The organism is Micromonospora sp. NPDC005161, from assembly GCF_053599855.1.
The window spans coordinates 53752-69292 of the sequence record NZ_JBSFYQ010000013.1 but is presented as its reverse complement, the minus strand read 5'-3'; the positions used below and the strand labels follow the sequence as shown (position 1 = coordinate 69292).

At 73.8% G+C, this 15541-nt stretch carries 13 protein-coding genes; 4 read left to right on the top strand and 9 right to left on the bottom strand.

What is annotated here, in order from left to right; genetic code table 11:
- Positions 1–23: 23 nt before the first annotated feature.
- The 4 genes from egtB to ACWD5O_RS15070 all read right to left on the bottom strand — a co-directional run bounded on the left by egtB (position 24) and on the right by ACWD5O_RS15070 (position 4485).
- The gene (gene egtB / locus ACWD5O_RS15085; protein WP_450085712.1) at positions 24–1364 is read right to left on the bottom strand and encodes an ergothioneine biosynthesis protein EgtB; all 1341 of its coding nucleotides are present in this window, start codon (positions 1362–1364) and stop codon (positions 24–26) included.
- Positions 1365–1504: 140 nt separating this feature from the next.
- On the bottom strand, positions 1505–2740 hold the full coding sequence (egtA, locus tag ACWD5O_RS15080; RefSeq protein ID WP_354962187.1) for an ergothioneine biosynthesis glutamate--cysteine ligase EgtA: 1236 nt from the start codon (positions 2738–2740) through the stop codon (positions 1505–1507).
- A gap of 157 nt (positions 2741–2897) precedes the next feature.
- Positions 2898–3716 carry a hypothetical protein gene (locus tag ACWD5O_RS15075; protein WP_450085638.1) on the bottom strand — a complete coding sequence of 273 codons (819 nt, stop codon included), beginning with the start codon at positions 3714–3716 and terminating at the stop codon, positions 2898–2900.
- Positions 3717–3732: 16 nt separating this feature from the next.
- Positions 3733–4485 carry an RNA polymerase sigma factor gene (locus ACWD5O_RS15070; protein WP_450085637.1) on the bottom strand — a complete coding sequence of 251 codons (753 nt, stop codon included), beginning with the start codon at positions 4483–4485 and terminating at the stop codon, positions 3733–3735.
- Positions 4486–4977: 492 nt separating this feature from the next.
- Here ACWD5O_RS15070 and ACWD5O_RS15065 point away from each other — a divergent pair, with 492 nt between their 5' ends.
- From ACWD5O_RS15065 to ACWD5O_RS15055, 3 genes are all read left to right on the top strand, one after another.
- Complete coding sequence (locus ACWD5O_RS15065) at positions 4978–6336, top strand: protein kinase domain-containing protein (RefSeq protein WP_450085636.1); 1359 nt, start codon at positions 4978–4980, stop codon at positions 6334–6336.
- Between the two features lie 202 nt (positions 6337–6538).
- Entirely contained in the window at positions 6539–7096 is a 558-nt protein-coding gene (locus tag ACWD5O_RS15060) for a hypothetical protein (protein ID WP_450085711.1), read from the top strand.
- A complete protein-coding gene (locus ACWD5O_RS15055; protein ID WP_450085710.1) occupies positions 7093–7743 on the top strand; it encodes a nucleotide sugar dehydrogenase in 651 nt (216 codons plus the stop codon). The genes ACWD5O_RS15060 and ACWD5O_RS15055 overlap by 4 nt, the downstream gene beginning before the upstream one ends.
- 79 nt (positions 7744–7822) lie before the next feature.
- On the opposite strand, the gene ACWD5O_RS15050 is transcribed toward ACWD5O_RS15055, so the two are convergent.
- The 5 genes from ACWD5O_RS15050 to ACWD5O_RS15030 form a co-directional block, all read right to left on the bottom strand.
- A complete protein-coding gene (locus tag ACWD5O_RS15050) occupies positions 7823–10297 on the bottom strand; it encodes an ABC transporter permease (protein WP_450085635.1) in 2475 nt (824 codons plus the stop codon).
- A complete protein-coding gene (locus ACWD5O_RS15045) occupies positions 10294–11085 on the bottom strand; it encodes an ABC transporter ATP-binding protein (protein ID WP_354962191.1) in 792 nt (263 codons plus the stop codon). Before ACWD5O_RS15045 ends, ACWD5O_RS15050 begins: the two co-directional genes overlap by 4 nt.
- Before the next feature lie 146 nt (positions 11086–11231).
- The gene (locus ACWD5O_RS15040) at positions 11232–11897 is read right to left on the bottom strand and encodes a response regulator transcription factor (RefSeq protein ID WP_354962192.1); all 666 of its coding nucleotides are present in this window, start codon (positions 11895–11897) and stop codon (positions 11232–11234) included.
- Complete coding sequence (locus ACWD5O_RS15035) at positions 11894–13114, bottom strand: sensor histidine kinase (RefSeq protein WP_450085634.1); 1221 nt, start codon at positions 13112–13114, stop codon at positions 11894–11896. Before ACWD5O_RS15035 ends, ACWD5O_RS15040 begins: the two co-directional genes overlap by 4 nt.
- A 94-nt stretch (positions 13115–13208) precedes the next feature.
- Positions 13209–13910, bottom strand: coding sequence for a DUF305 domain-containing protein (locus ACWD5O_RS15030; protein ID WP_450085633.1), 702 nt, complete (start codon positions 13908–13910; stop codon positions 13209–13211).
- A gap of 138 nt (positions 13911–14048) precedes the next feature.
- Between ACWD5O_RS15030 and ACWD5O_RS15025 the strand changes: the two genes are divergently transcribed.
- Positions 14049–15494 (top strand): LVIVD repeat-containing protein, encoded by a 1446-nt coding sequence (locus ACWD5O_RS15025; protein WP_450085632.1) that lies wholly within the window; start codon positions 14049–14051, stop codon positions 15492–15494.
- Positions 15495–15541 lie beyond the last annotated feature (47 nt).

Here is a 15541-nt window from a genome sequence, read left to right as displayed (position 1 = left end):
CGGCGTGCCGATCGCGCGGTGAATCACCGGTGCGACTCGTCCGGATGCGCGTCGCGGGCGCAGCGGAAGCCGCTGAAGATCTGCCGCCGGATCGGATAGTCCCAGTTGCGGAAGGTGCCCCGGCAGGCGGACCGGTCGGTGCCGAACGATCCGCCGCGCAGCACCCGGTAGTCGTCGCCGAAGAAGGCCTCCGAGTATTCGCGGTACGGGAACGCGGTGAAGCCGGGATGCCCCCGGAATGCGGTCGAGGTCCACTCCCAGACGTCACCGATGAGCTGGTGCACACCCAACGGTGAGACGCCAGCCGGGTACGCGCCCACCGGCGCCGGCTGCAGGTGACGTTGGCCGAGGTTCGCGTGGGCGTCGGTCGGGTCGCCGTCGCCCCACGGGTAGCGGCGGGACCGCCCGGTCGCCGGGTCCCAACGGGCCGCCTTCTCCCACTCCGCCTCGGTCGGCAGCCGCCTGCCGGCCCACGCCGCGTACGCCTGGGCCTCGTACCAGCACACGTGCACCACCGGCTCGTCGGCGCGGACCCGGTCCCACCGGCCGAAGCGCTGGTAGGACCAGTTGTCGCCGTCGCGGCGCCAGTGCATCGGCGCGCTGAGCTCCTCCCGGAGCCGGTGGGCCCAACCCGCCGGGCTCCACCAGCGCGGATCGGTGTAGCCACCGTCGGCGATGAAGGCCTCGTACTGGCCGTTGGTGACGGGGGCGGCGTCGATGACGTACGCGGGCAGGTCGACGCGGTGCGCGGGGCGCTCGTTGTCCAGGGCCCACGGGTCGGTGTCGGTGCCCATGGTGAACGGGCCGGCCGGGACCAGCACCTCCCCGGCGACCCCGGCGGGCGGCTCCGGCGGAGGCGGGGCGTGCAGCACCGCCGGCCCCGAGCGCAGCTGGTGGGTGGCGAGCATCGTCTCGTCGTGCTGCTGCTCGTGCTGGACGATCATGCCGAAGGCGAACCCCTCGGCGACCAGCGGCCGCTCGGTGAAGGTCACCGCGTCGAGCAGGTCGTGCACCTTGTCCCGGACCGTGCCCAGGTAGGCGCGCGCCTCGGCGGGTGGCAGCAGGGGCAGCGCCGGGCGGTCCCGGCGGGGCTGCTTGAACGCGTCGTACAGCTCGTCGATGTCGCACCGGACCGGCTCGCGGCCCCCGACGTCGCGGACCAGCCAGAGCTCCTCCTGGTTGCCGACGTGTGCCAGGTCCCACACCAGCGGCGACATCAGCGGCGAGTGCTGGCGCATCAGGTCGGCGTCGTCGACCACCTCGGTCAGCAGCGTGGTGCGGGACCGGGCCCGCGCCAGCTCCGCCGCGATCCGGACGCGCAACTGCTCCCCGTCGCCGTTCGCTCCCGACTGCGGGGCTCGCAACCCCGGCTCACTCCTCGCGCTCACCGCGTCGCCGTTCGCTCCCGACTGCGTGGCTCGCAACCCCGGCTCACTCCTCGCGCTCACCGCGTCGCCGTTCGCTCCCGACTGCGTGGCTCGCAACCCCGGCTCACTCCTCGCGCTCACCGGTCTCCCCTTTCTGCGGCGGACAGCCGCCGCCGTACGTCACGCTGGATCTCGTCGTGGGCGCCGGCCGGCAGGTCGAGCCGGGGCAGCGTGGTCAGGGCCAGGTCGAGAAGCGCCGCCGACGCGGCGGCCAGGGCGGGGTCGGCCAGGCCGTGCCGGGCGGCGGCCGACCAACGGTGCGCCACCGGCGTGCCGATCGCGTACGCCGCGCGCACGGTGCCCGGGTCGGCGAACAGGGCGGTCAGCACCGCCGTCGGGAGCCGCCAGTCCCGGCCGGGCTGGGCGTCCAGGTAACGCAGCTCCAGGTAGCCGCGTGGACGCACCGGCGGAAAGAGGGTGCTGACGTGGTAGTCGAGGTCGTCGGTGGTGGGTGGGTGGGGCAGCGCGCCGTCGAGCCAGTCGGCGAAGGTCACACCGGGTGGCGGGGTCCAGTCCGGGCCGTGCCGGCGCAGGCAGAGCAACGGCGCGGCGAGCACGTACCGGATCCAGGTGGCGGTCGGGTCCTCGCCGGCGCGGCCCGGCGCCCAGACCGGGCGGGTGCGGGCCGGGTCGATGGCCAGCCACGCGGCCATCCGGGCGGAGGCCCAGCCGGTGCGCCGCCCGGCGTGCCGACTGGCGGAGGCGAACGCCGCGAGCAGCGGCGGGCCGACCGCGTGGGCTGCGGACCACCGCGCGGCGACCTGGTCCGGTTCGCCGGCGTCGAGGCAGACCTGCAGGCCGGCGGTGCTGTACATCATTGTCCGGCCGGCCGGACCGCGCCGGTCGAAGGCGCCACGCATGGCGCGGTAGCGGGGAGTTTCGAGCACCGGGCGGGGCCGGCGGTGCGGGTCGATGCCGCTGCGGCCGAGGATCAGCCCGGCGGCGGCCAGCAGGTCGGTGACCTGGGCGATGTCGGCCTCAGTGGCCTGGATCAACGCGGCGATCGAGGAGCGCGGCGGGGTGGAGATCTCCAGCTGACCGCCCGGCTCAACGGTCACCGTGCCGCCGTGCCGCAGCGGTTCGGCGGGGCTGGTGGCGTCCAGTGTGACGGGGCTGTGCGGCCCCAGCGCCGCCCGCAGCCGCACCGGATCGACGGGACGGGCGGGGTCGGCGGCGTCGTGCACGGTCCATTCCAGTTCGACGCCGGTGTGGGTGGGTGGGCCGGTCTTGAAGCAGATCCGGGCGAGGTGCCGGCCTGCGGCACCGGACTCGCGCAGGATCGCGCTGCGGTCCAGCTCGGGCGACGTCACCACCGGTCGGGCTCCTCTCCCTGCGTCGGCGCCGGGACATCGTGCCACCGTAAACCCAGCCACCGACACCGTCGGGGGCCGTCCACGGCGCCACCAACCTCTGTCTAACAGACGAATTTCCCGGTGCAGGGCGGAACGAGCGGCCCCGGCCGTCGCTCGCTCACTCCGGGGCTGGCCGGCCGGTCGCCGGGTGTGACGGCTTGACCTTCGCCGATGTGGACGGCTTCGCTTCGGGCACCAGCCGCTGGCAGTACGCCTCGACCTCGCCGGCGCCGCCGGCGGCGGCCACCAGCATCTGGAAGGCCGGCGTCCGCAGCGCCTTGTCCCGCTGCTCGGGCTCCTTGGCCTGCCAGGCCTGGCACAGTCCGCGCAACTGCCCGGCGGGCGCCGCCCCTGCGGAGGGTGTGCCGATGGCGGACGGCGCGCTGGTGGCGGACGGCGTGGGAGACGTCGACCGGCTGGGCGCGGCGGTCCGCTCGACGGACGGGGTCGTGTCGACGTCGCCGGAGGTCGGTGACGGGCTGCTGCTGGGTGGCCACGGCACCGGGTCCGGCGCCCGGTCCAGGGTGACCGCCGCGAACGCGGCGCCGGCGGTGGCGGTGGCGGCCAGCGCGCCCATCCAGGCCACCGCGCTGGTGGTCAGCCGGCGGCGGTGCGGCCGGCGGACGGTCGGGGCCGGGTTGGCCCGAGCTGCCCGGAACGCGGCCAGTGCGGCATCCTCACCGGCCAGCTCGCGGGGGCGGGGCGGGGCGGCGGCCGCGGCGAGCAGCCGAGCCAGCGGGTCCGCCGCGTGCACGTGGGGATTGGCGGGGGTGGACGCGCGGATCTGGGCCGCCGCGGCGTCCGGGGCGGCGGGGCTGGAGGCATGGTCCCCGTCCGGCGCGGCTTCGGGGGTGGCCGGAGCGCCGGCGCGGGTCGCGTCGAGCAGCCGTTCGGTCTCGGCGAGCTCGGCCCGCCGGTTCGGCCGGTTCGGGTTCATCCGGAATCCCCTCACGTCAGCCGTCCGCCGGTTCAGCGTGCGACGTCCGCGGGGACCGGCCGGTGCGCGGACGGGGCGGTGGCACGCCCTCGGTGTCCACGGACGGCGCGACGCCGTCGGTGCCCACGGACGGCGCGACGCCGTCGGCGGCCAGGGACGGCGTGATGCCGGCGGCGTCCGGCGGTGTGGCCGGCTCCTGCCGTTCCATCAGGGTGGCGAGCCGCCGTAGGCCTCGGTGGGCGGCGGTCCGGACGGCGCCGGCCCGGCGGCCCAGCACACGGCCGGCGGACTCGGCGTCCAAGCCGATCACGGCCCGCAACAGGACCGCCTCGGCCTCGCGGGGCGGCAGGGTGGCGATCAGGGCCAGCGCAGCCTCGGTGCCGATCGTCTCGCCCGCCCGCTCGGCGGTGTCCGCGTCGCTGGCCAGGTCGGCGAGCGCCTGCACCGGAACGGGCAGCGACGGTCGGCGCCGCAGGCGGCGCAGGTGGTCCATCGCCCGGTTGCGGGCGATGGTGACGGTCCAGGCGCGGAACTCGCCGCCGGTGAAGCTGGGCAGGTCGCGGGATATCTGCAGCCAGGTCTCCGAGGCGACGTCCTCGGCGTCCGCGCCCACCAGGGCGGTCAGATAGCGCAGCAGGCCGGGTTGGAGGCTGCGGTAGAGAAAGCGGAAGGCGTCCTCGTCCCCGTCCTGCGCTGCGGTGACCGCCTCCGACAGCTCGCCGGTCATCCGCGGGCCACGGATCGTCCGGGACGCCCCGGCCTGATCCACCGCACCGGAGCATTCCGGGCGGCGTGGACCGTCGGCCAGACCAGCTCCCGCACCGCACCGCCCCTCCGCCGAACGTGATCGCGCCCGCGCCCTCGTTGGTCGGGGGCGGGAGGTCTGGACCAGCGCCACGGCGGTCTCTTCTCGACGCACTGCCCCCCGGCCGGCCCGAGCCGGGCTAACGCTAGGAGGGAACCGAAGGGGGCGACAAGTCAGCACCACGTCACGGAAGAGTGACAATTATCTAGTCCCGTCGCACGGCGCGTCGTCGTAACGCCCGGCGACCAACGGACGCTTCGCACGCCAGGAAGCGTCTCCGCGCCGCCGCCGGGCAAGCGTACGCCGCCGTGTGTCGGATTTCGTCACAGGGTGTCGTCGAAGCGTCACAGACCGGCCCGGGTCCACACAGGTCAGACCGGATGGACCGGTGAGTACGGCCACCCGGCCGACCAGCCGCGGCGCGACGTTCCGCGCCTCTCTGGGTACGGTAATGCCGTGTTGTCATCGGAGGTCGTGCTCAGCGGTCGCTACCGCCTGGACGAACGTGTCGCCACTGGCGGCATGGGCGACGTTTGGCGCGCCTCTGACCTGGTCCTCGGTCGGCAGGTCGCGGTCAAGGTCCTGCTGCCAGCGCTGGTCTCCGACCCCGATTTCATCGCCCGGTTCCGGGCCGAGGCGCGGATCATGGCGGCGCTGCGGCACCCGGGCATCGTGCAGGTCTACGACTGCGGCGAGGACGACCTGCCCGACGGCGGCCGGGCCGACTACCTGGTCATGGAGTTCGTCGACGGCGAGCCGTTGTCCAGGCGGATCGAGGCGGCTGGCCGGCTCGACGTGGCCGAGACCATGTCGATCGTGGCCCAGGCGGCCCAGGCGCTGAACGCGGCACACCGCGGCGGCATCGTGCACCGCGACGTCAAGCCCAGCAACCTGCTGGTGCACGAGGACGGCACGGTCGTCCTGGTCGACTTCGGCGTGGCCCGTTCCACCAACGTCACCAGCATCACCAGCACCAACGCGGTACCAGGCACGGCTCTCTACATGGCACCCGAGCAGGCCGCCGGCCGGCCGGTCAGCGGCGCCACCGACATCTACGCCCTGGGCGCGGTCGCGTACTGCTGCCTCACCGGCGGGCCGCCGTTCACCGGCGACAACCCGCTCCAGGTCGCCGTCCGGCACCTGGACGACGAGCCGCCGGAGCTGCCGCACGACATTCCTGAGTCGGTCCGCGCGCTGGTGTCCCAGGCACTGGCCAAGGATCCGCTCGATCGGTTCAGCAGCGGCGCGGCGATGGCCGAGGCGGCTCGGTTGGCGGTGACCGGCGGCGAGCCACCCACCGCGATGGTGACGGCGGCTACCCCGCTGCGCGACGCCGGACCGGGCACCCGCACCGACGTGCCGCTCGGCGCGGCGGTGGCCGGTCGTCGGCGCCGCCGTGGTCCGCTGGTCGGCGCGGCCGCGGCCGCTCTGGTCGCGCTTGTCGGCCTGGGCGCCGCCCTGGGCGCGGCGCGAAACGCCGGCGAAGACCCGGCGATCACCGTGCCGACGACCGCGCCTGCGGTGGTGCCGACCGAGCAGGTCGATCTGCCGGTGGCGAACGACGAGGTCACCGTGGGTCCGGTCCGGCCGAACAGGCCGAACGTCCCCGCCAACAGGCCGTCGGCCTCCGTGACCGCGACGCCGAACGCCCAGCCCAGCGAGTCGGCCAGCCCACCGGCGCCGACCCCGAGCGCCACCACCGCGTCACCGACCGATCCGGCGACCACCCCGACCAGCGATCCACCGCCACCCTCGGCCGAGCCGTCCACCACCACGAGCCCGCCGCCGGCCAACCCGGAGGATCCGACCGGCTGAGCCGGCCGGCGCGGAGGGCTCGGCGAACCTCACCAGCACCGATATCCCCAAAACGGACTTACGTCGCCGAAGACCCCTCTAGGCTCTCAGCAGGTCATTTCCACCATCTGCCGCGGGAGCCCGGGTGAGCGCTGAGAAGCCCGGGTGAGCGCTGAGAAGTTGGTCGTGATCGGCCAGGGGGTACGTGGGACTGCCGTTGGCCATGCGAGCCGTCGAGGCGGGGCTGGACGTGGTCGGGCTCGACGTCGACGCCGACCGGGTGAAGCGGCTCGCCTCCGGCGAATCGTTCGTCGAGGACATCCCGACCGACCGGCTGGGCCGGGCGCTGGGCAGCGGCCGCTACCACCCGAGCACCGAGTACACCGACGCCGAGGGCTTCGACATCTGCGTCATCACCGTGCCCACCCCGCTGCGGGACGGCACCCCCGACCTGAGCTTCGTCGAGCAGGCCGGCATCGCAATCGGCCCGTACGTGCGGCCGGGCAGCACCGTGATCCTGGAGTCCACCACCTATCCGGGCACCACCGAGGAGCTGCTGCGACCCCTGCTGGAGTCGGCCAGCGGCCTGCACAGCCCCGGCGACTTCCACCTCGGCTACAGCCCCGAGTGGATCGACCCGGGCAACCCGACCTGGCGACTGGAGAACACCCCGAAGGTGGTCTCCGGCGTGGACCAGGCGTCGTTGGACCGGGTGGACGGCTTCTACCGGCGCCTCGTGGACCACACCGTGCCGGTGGACTCCACCCGGTCGCCGAGCTGACCAAGCTGATCGAGAACACCTTCCGCCAGGTCAACATCGCGCTGATCAACGAGCTGACGATGCTCTCGCACCACCTGGACATCGACGTCTGGCAGGCCATCGACGCGGCGGAGACCAAGCCGTTCGGCTTCCTGCCGTTCCGGCCCGGCCCCGGCGTCGGCGGGCACTGCCTGCCGATCGACCCGTGCTACCTGTCCTGGCAGGTCAAGCGTCGCCTCGGTCGACAGTTCCGCTTCATCGAGCTGGCCAACGACGTCAACCACGAGATGCCCGAGCACGTCGCGCAGCGGATCATGGCGGGGCTGAACCGGAGTGGCCGCGCGGTCGGCGGCGCCCGGCTGCTGCTGCTCGGGCTGGCGTACAAGAAGAACACCGGCGACATGCGGGACTCCCCCGCGGTCGACGTGGCCCGGCGGTTGCAGGCCCTCGGCGCGGAGGTCCACGCGGTCGAGCCGTACGCCGAGGCGCACCACATCCCGGCCGGGGTGACCGTGGTCGGGCTGACCGAGCGTGAGGTGCGGGCGGCCGACGGGGTGGTGGTGGTCACCGACCACGATTGCTTCGACTACGACCTCGTGGTCCAGCACGCCCGCTACGTCTTCGACACCCGCAACCGGTGCGCCGGCCCGGTGGTCGAGCGCCTGTAGACCCGGCACCGCTGGTCGGTCCCGCCGCCGGGGAAGACGGCGGGGCCGGCCGGCGGATGTCCGTCCGCGTCGCCGCCGGTCACTGGTCGCCGAGCGCCTCGACGACCGGCCGGGACAACGCCCGGCGAGCCGGCAACACCGAGGCGAGCAGGGCGGCCAGCACCGCGACGCCGAGGATCAGCCCGAGCTGACCGAGCGGCAGCACCACGTGGAACTCCCCGCCGAGGCGGGCCAGCAGGGCCATCGCGGCGGCGCTGACCCCGGTGCCCAGCCCGACCCCGAGCACCGCGCCGACCAGCGCCGTCAGCACCGCCTCCAGGGCGAGCATGGCCCGCATGCGCCCCCGGGTGAGCCCGACCGCCCGCAGCACGGCGTTCTCCCGAGTGCGCTCCACCACCGAGAGGCTCAGCGTGTTCGCCACACCGACCAGGGCGATCACCACGGCCAGGCCGAGCATCGCGGTGACGAAGGCCAGCACCATGTCCACCGTGCCAGTGAGCATCTTCTTGTAGGCGCCCTGGTCCAACAGGTTCACCGTCGGGTAGCGGCCCAGCACCGCCTCGATCGCGTCCCGGGCCTGCTCGAGGTCCACCCCGGCGGCGGGATCGATCTCGGCGAGGAAACCCCGCTTGTCGGGAAAGAGCGCGGCGAAGTCCGCGTCGGCCATGTCGATGACGTGACCGGCGGGCACGCCGCTGGCGGGCGCGTCGTCGGTGACCACCGCGGCCACCCGGAACGGTCGTCCCCGGACGGTGACCGGGGAGCCAACCCGCCAGCCGCGCGCCTGCGCCAGCTCGCGACGCACCAGCACCTGCCCCGGTCCGAGCCGACCGACGTCACCGGCGAGCACACCGGTCAACGTCCGGCCGACCAGGGCCGGGTGGGCGGCGCGGACCTCGACGCCGGCGGTGACCGTGCTGCGCTGCTCGTGCACGACGCCCAGCTCGGGGCGGGCCGCCAGCTCACCGGCGAGCGGAGCGGGCAGTTCCTGGCCGATGCCACTGACCACGAAGTCGGTTCCGATCTGCGCGTCGACGCTGCGCTCGATGCCGTCCTTGGTGCTGCGCGCACCGACCACGAACGCCGACACCAGTCCGATCCCGATCACCAGGGCGGTGGCGGTCGCGGCGACCCTGCGCGGGTTGCGGACCGCGTTGGCCACCGCCAGCCCGGCGGTCGCCCCGGCCAGGCGGCGGGCCGGCCAGCCGAAGGTTCGGACCAGCGCCGGCACGAGCACCGGCCCGAACAGCACGATCCCGAAGAAGGCCAGTACGCCGCCGACGGCCACCAGCAGCAGCTGACCGACGCTGGCGGCGCCGGCGAGCGCGGCGACTCCGGTGGCCAGCACCACCGCGCCGAGGGTCAGCCGGAGCCGACCGGCGCCCCGGCTGGGCTGCACCGCGGCGTCGGTGAGTGCCGCCACCGGGGCGACCCGGGTGCCGCGCCAGGCCGGCAGCATCGCGGCGCCGACGGTGAGCACGGTGCCGAGCAGCAGGCTGGTCAGCACGGTCGAACCGGCCACGGTGAAGCCGCCGGAGACGGGCACGTCCAGCCGGGACATCAGCAGTCGCATCCCGCCAGCGAGGGCCAACCCGAGCAGCACCCCGAGCGCGGAGGCCACCATCCCGACCACCGCCGACTCCAGCAGGGTGGACCGGAAGACCTGCCCCCGGGTGGCGCCGACCAGCCGGAGCAGCGCGGTCCGCCGGGTGCGTTGCGCCAGCACGATCGCGAAGGTGTTGGCGATCACGAAGCCGGCCACCACCACGGCGACGCCCACGAAGATCATCAGCAACATGGTGAACTGGTCCAGGTCGCGGACCGCGTCGTCGACGGCCTCGTCGAGGATCTGCGTTCTGCTCTTCACGCTGGTGTCCGCGCCCACGATGGCGCGCACCCGGTCGACCACCGCCGTGGCGGAGGTTCCCGGCCGGGCCGCCACCATGATCCGGCCGTACCCGCGCTCGCCGGTGACCGCGAGCGCGTCCGGGCCGACCAGGCCGATGAACGGCCCACCGATGTCGCGTGCGGTGTCGGCCACGTCGACGGTGCCGACGAGGGTGTACGGGCGGGCCGCGCCCCCGGTGCCGCCGATCCGGACCGGGGCGCCGAGGGTGAAGCGCTCCTCGGCGACCGTCGGCGCGTCGAGCACCACCTCCCCGGCGCGGTCGGGCAGCCGGCCGGCGACCACGTCGTACGAGCGCAGGGCGTCCTCGGTGGGGATGGCGGCGAGCACGGCGTAGCCGAGTACCGGCCGGCCGTCGGTGCCGACGACCCCGCCGGTGCCGATCAGTTCGCCGGCGGCGGCGGCCACCCCGTCCACCGTCCGGACCCGGTCGACCAGGCCGGCGGGCAGCGGCCGGTCGCCGGTCGGGTAGACGCCCAGGTCGGTGTGCCGGTCGAAGGTGCCGGCCCGGTCGTACGCGCCGGCACGCATCCCGTCGACGAGGATCAGGGTGCCGGCGATGAACGCGACACCGAGCACGACGGCCAGCGCGGAGAGCAGCATCCGCAGGGCCTCGGCGCGCAGTGAACGCAGGGTCAGGCGGATCATCGCGGCACCGCCCCCGTGCCGGCGTGGGGACGGGCCGGGTCGAGACCGGCGAGGGTGTCCAGCACCTGCTCGGCGGTGGGCGTGGCGAGGTCGCCGACCAGCCGCCCGTCGGCCAGGAAGACCGCCCGGTCGGCGTGCCCGGCGGCCACCGGGTCGTGGGTCACCATGATCACGGTCTGGCCCAGGGTGTCGACGGCCTCCCGCAGCAGCCGCAGTACCTCCGCCCCGGAGCGGGAGTCCAGGTTCCCGGTCGGCTCGTCGGCGAAGATCACCCACGGCTTGGTGATCAGGGCCCGAGCCACCGCGACCCGCTGCTGCTGGCCACCGGAGAGTTCCGCGGGTCGGTGCCGCAGACGGTCGGCCAGCCCCACCGCCGCCACCACCTGGCGCAGCCAGGCCGGGTCGGGCCGCCGGCCGGCGATGGCCAGCGGCAGCACGATGTTCTCCTCGGCGGTCAGCGCCGGCAGCAGGTTGAACTTCTGGAAGACGAAGCCGACCCGGTCACGGCGCAGCAGGGTGAGCCGCCGGTCGTCGAGCCGGCCGAGGTCGGCCGCACCGATGCCGACCGTGCCGGCGCTCGGCCGGTCCAGCCCCGCCAGGCAGTGCATCAGCGTCGACTTGCCGGAGCCGGACGGACCCATGATGGCGGTGAACCGGCCGGCGGCGACATCGAGGTCGACCCCGTCGAGCGCGACGACCGCGGCGGGGCCACTGCCGTAGCGTTTTTCCAGGCCACGGGCGGTGACCGCGACGCCGTTGCCGGCGTGGGTGGGAGGTGCGAGGGACATGGGGGCTCCCCGGTCAGGGTGCGGATCGGACCCCTCCGACGCTGTGGCCGGCGCGGGTCAGTCGATCTCCACCTGCGCGCTCGACCTGTGTGCGTCCCGGGTCGCGGTGCGCCCGCCGTCGCGTACGACCCAGGTCGTACGCCGGGTCATCCGCCGGGCGTGACCAGCCCGCTCTCGTACGCCAGCACCACCGCCTGGACCCGGTCGCGCAGCTGGAGCTTGGCCAGGATCCGCCCGACGTGGGTCTTCACCGTCGCTTCGGCCACGTGCACCTGGGCGGCGATCTCCGCGTTGGACAGCCCCTGCGCGACCAGCAGCAGCACCTCCCGCTCCCGCTCGGTGAGTTGCGCCAGCCGGGGGTCGGCCGTGGGGCCGGCGCCGAGCTGCCCGGCGAACCGGTCCAGCAGCCGCCGGGTGATCGACGGCGCGACCACCGAGTCGCCCTCGGCGACCACCCGGATCGCGGCCAGCAGTTCCTCCGGCGGGACGTTCTTGAGCAGGAAGCCGCTCGCCCCGGCCTGCAACGCGGCGAACGCGTCCGCCTCGGTGTCGAAGGTGGTCAGCACCAGCACCCGGGGAGGGCCGGCGGGCCGGTCCGCGCAGAGTCGCCGGGTCGCCTCCACCCCGTCCATGGTCGGCATCCGGACGTCCATCACCACCACGTCGGCCTCGGTGCGGGCGAGCACCCGAAGCGCGTCCGCGCCGTCGATGGCCTCGCCCACCACCTCCAGGTCGGGCTGGGAGTCCAGCACCATCCGGAACCCGGCGCGCACCAGCGCCTGGTCGTCCACGATCACCACCCGGACCGTCATGCCGCGATCACCTCCGTTGCGGGTTCCGACGGTAGCGGCAGCCGGACCTCGAGCTGCCAGCCCCCGGCCAGCCGGGCGCCGGCGGTGAGGGTGCCGTCGTACACCGTCACCCGCTCGCGCATGCCGAGCAGGCCGTGACCGCCGGACGGCGCCGGGCTGACCACCGGCCGGCCCCGACCGTCGTCGACCACCCGGACCACGACGGCGTCGGCGCTGTACGCGAGGGTCAGCTCCACGCCGGCGCCGACGCCGGAGTGCTTGAGCGCGTTGGTCAGCGCCTCCTGCACCACGCGGTAGATGGTCAACTCCAACCCGGGTGGGAGCGGCGGCGGCTCGCCGTCGACGGTGTGCCGGATGCGCAGCCCGGCGTCGTGGAACCGGGCCAGCAGGTCGGGCAGCTCGGCCAGGGCCAGGCGGCGGTGTTCCGGGTCGGCGGCCACCACGGGCCCGTCCGGGCCACCCGCGCCGGTCGGGCCGGCGTCCCGCAGGACGCCGACCAGCCGGCGCATCTCCTCCAGCGCCTGCCGGCCGGTGTCGGCGACGACCTTGACGGCGGTACGCGCCTGCTCCGGGTCGCGGTCCAGCATGAACCGCGCGCCGTCCGCCTGGACGATCATCACCGCCATGCTGTGCGCCACCACGTCGTGCAGCTCGCGGGCGATCCGGGTGCGCTCCTCGGCGACGGCCGCCCGGGACTCGGCTTCCCGCCCGCGTTCCAGGGTGCTGGCCCGCTCCTCAAGACTGAGCACGTAGAGGCGGCGGGTCCGCACGTTCAGCGCGGCCAGCCAGACGGCGCCGGTGACCAGCGCGTACCACAGCGCGGTCGTCCACCAGCTCATGACGCCCCGGGTCTGCGCGGCGGCGAGCAGCACGCCCACGGCGGCGACGGCGCCCGCGAGCACGCCGTCGCGCAGCCGCTCGCCGTACTTCACCACGCTGTAGAGGGCGATCAGGACGGCGACGTCGAAGGCGAGCGGACCCCACTGGGCGATCACCTGGACCAGGGCGAGCACCGCGACGGCCACGGTCACCGCGCCCGGGTGCGAGCGGCGGAACAGCAGGGCCACCGCCATCCCCACGCCGACCAGGGTGGCGGCCCAGCCGCCCGGCTGGTTCGCCGCCCCGGCCAGGCCGAAGAGGACCACCAGGCCGGAGACGGCCACGTCGAAGGCGACGCCGCGCAGCGGGCGACCGAACATCGTGCGTCTCACGGTCACCCAGCGTACGTGCCGGGTGTCGGATCCCCTCCGCCGTCCCGGTCGGGCTGCCCCAGCTCCGGGGCGCGGTGCGGACGGGGCCGGGCGGGCCGGCTCAGCGACCGAGGACCTCGCGCATGCGGTCGATCTCGACGGTCTGCTCGGTGGCGACCGAGTTGGCGAACTCGCTGAGCGTCAGGTCGGAACCGACCGTGAGCAGGTCGGTGGCCATCTCGATGGCGCCCTGGTGGTGTTCGGTCATCATCCGGACGAAGAGGCGGTCGAAGTCGGCGCCGCGGGCGGCGGCCAACTGGCGCATCGCCTCCGGTGACTGCATGCCGCGCATGGTGCCGTGATCGTGCCCCGGGGCCTCGGGCGAGAGACCGCGGGTCTGCAGCCAGCCGCGCATCATGCCCATCTCCGGCCCCTGGCTGGCCCGGATCCGGTCGGCGAGGGCGCGGATGCCGGGGTCGGCGGCCCGGTCTGGGGCGAGTTCCGCCATCTCCAGGGCCTGCGCGTGGTGCGGAATCATCATCCGTACGAACATGGCGTCCAACGCGTTGTGCGGGGCCGGGCCCGCGTCGCGGACCTCGTGGGCCGGGCGGGTGGCCGCCGACTCGCCCGGACGGCCCGGCACGATGACGGTCAGGTCGGTGGGAACGGGGCTGGCCGCCGGTGTCGAGGTGGCGGGCGCGGAGACCGGCTGCGCGGCGCTTGTCCCGGGGTCTCCGCCCGCGCGGACCAGGACGAAGGCCACCAGCGCCAGCACGATCGCCAGTGTGACGGCCGCCAGTGTCCGTGCGCGCCGACTGGTCATGGGCCACTCCCTGGGGTCGAGGTCATCGCGATGTTATCCATTGAGGAGAACGATGTGATGTGACCCAGATCACATCGATGCTCGTCATCCGGCGGTAAGGTGTCGACCATCGTCTCCCCCTTGCGAAGGGCCTCGCCGATGATCAGACTCCACATGCCACGGTTACGACAACTCCGGATCGTCGGCCTCGCCGCGACCGGTCTCCTCGTCGCCAGCGTCCTCGTCGCCCCGGCAAGCAACGCCCAGGTCGTGCCGCAAGCGGCACCGGCGGCCGCCGCCACGAACACCATCCCCGGCGTCGATGAGATCGTGAGCAGCCCCAACCTGCGCCAGATCGCCAACCTGCCCAAGGTCGCTCCCCTGGACGCGACGAACAGCGACATCGCCTTCCAGGGCAAGTACGCGTTCGCCGGCAACTACAACGGCTTCGTCATCTACGACATCTCGCGGCCCAGCGCGCCGAAGGTCGTGTCCCGGGTGCTCTGCCCGGGGTCGCAGAATGACATCTCCGTCCACGGTGACCTGCTCTTCCTCTCCACCGACTCGTCCCGCAGCGACGACTCCTGCAGCAGCACCGCGCAGGGGGCGGACGTGAAGGAGTCCTGGGAGGGCATCAAGATCTTCGACATCAAGAACAAGGCCAACCCGCGGTACGTCAAGTCCGTGGAGACCGCCTGCGGCTCGCACACCCACACCCTGGTGCCGGGCAAGAGCAGCAAGACGGTCTACCTGTACGTCTCGTCGTACAGCCCGCGGGCCGAATTCCCGGACTGCCAGCCGCCGCACGACTCGATCTCCATCATCAAGGTGCCGGTGAAGAAGCCCACCGACGCCTCGGTGATCGCCGCGCCGAACCTCTTCCCGGACGGCGGATTCCCGGGCAGCGGCACCGGGTCGGCGACGACCGGCTGCCACGACATCACCGTCTACCCGGCCAGGGACCTGGCCGCCGGCGCGTGCATGGGTGACGGCATCCTGCTCGACATCCGCAACCGGGAGGTCCCCCGGGTCATCAACCGCGTGCGGGACACGGTCAACTTCGCGTTCTGGCACTCGGCCACGTTCAACAACGCCGGCACCAAGGTGATCTTCACCGACGAGCTGGGTGGCGGCGGCGCGGCGACCTGCAACGAGGCCATCGGACCGAACCGGGGCGCGGACGCCATCTACGACATCACCGGTCGCGGCGACGCCCGGACGATGCACTTCCGCAGCTACTACAAGATTCCCCGCAACAACGCGGACACCGAGAACTGCGTGGCCCACAACGGCTCGCTGATCCCGGTGCTCGGGCGGGACATCATGGTCCAGGCGTGGTACCAGGGCGGCATCTCGGTCTGGGACTTCACCGACTCGGCCAACCCGAAGGAGATCGCCTTCTGGGAGCGCGGGCCGCTCTCGGCCGACACGTTCGTCGGCGGTGGCACCTGGTCCGCGTACTACTACAACGGACACATCTACTCCAACGACATGGTGAAGGGCCTCGACGTCCTGGAGCTGAACGACTGGCGCACCTGGACGGCGAAGCTGGTCAAGTACAAGGAGCTCAACGTGCAGACCCAGCCCAGCTACCTGAGCCGGTAGGCACCGAGCACTGAACCGGTAGGCACCGAGCACGACGCCGGGCCCGG

Excerpts from the sequence above, each read along its gene's own strand:
- ACWD5O_RS15075 (WP_450085638.1), bottom strand. The coding sequence starts at position 3,716 with ATGAACCCGAACCGGCCGAACCGGCGGGCCGAGCTCGCCGAGACCGAA.
- ACWD5O_RS15050 (WP_450085635.1), bottom strand. The coding sequence starts at position 10,297 with ATGATCCGCCTGACCCTGCGTTCACTGCGCGCCGAGGCCCTGCGGATG.
- ACWD5O_RS15045 (WP_354962191.1), bottom strand. The coding sequence starts at position 11,085 with ATGTCCCTCGCACCTCCCACCCACGCCGGCAACGGCGTCGCGGTCACC.
- ACWD5O_RS15060 (WP_450085711.1), top strand. The coding sequence starts at position 6,539 with ATGCGAGCCGTCGAGGCGGGGCTGGACGTGGTCGGGCTCGACGTCGAC.
- ACWD5O_RS15040 (WP_354962192.1), bottom strand. The coding sequence starts at position 11,897 with ATGACGGTCCGGGTGGTGATCGTGGACGACCAGGCGCTGGTGCGCGCC.
- ACWD5O_RS15025 (WP_450085632.1), top strand. The coding sequence starts at position 14,049 with ATGATCAGACTCCACATGCCACGGTTACGACAACTCCGGATCGTCGGC.
- ACWD5O_RS15030 (WP_450085633.1), bottom strand. The coding sequence starts at position 13,910 with ATGACCAGTCGGCGCGCACGGACACTGGCGGCCGTCACACTGGCGATC.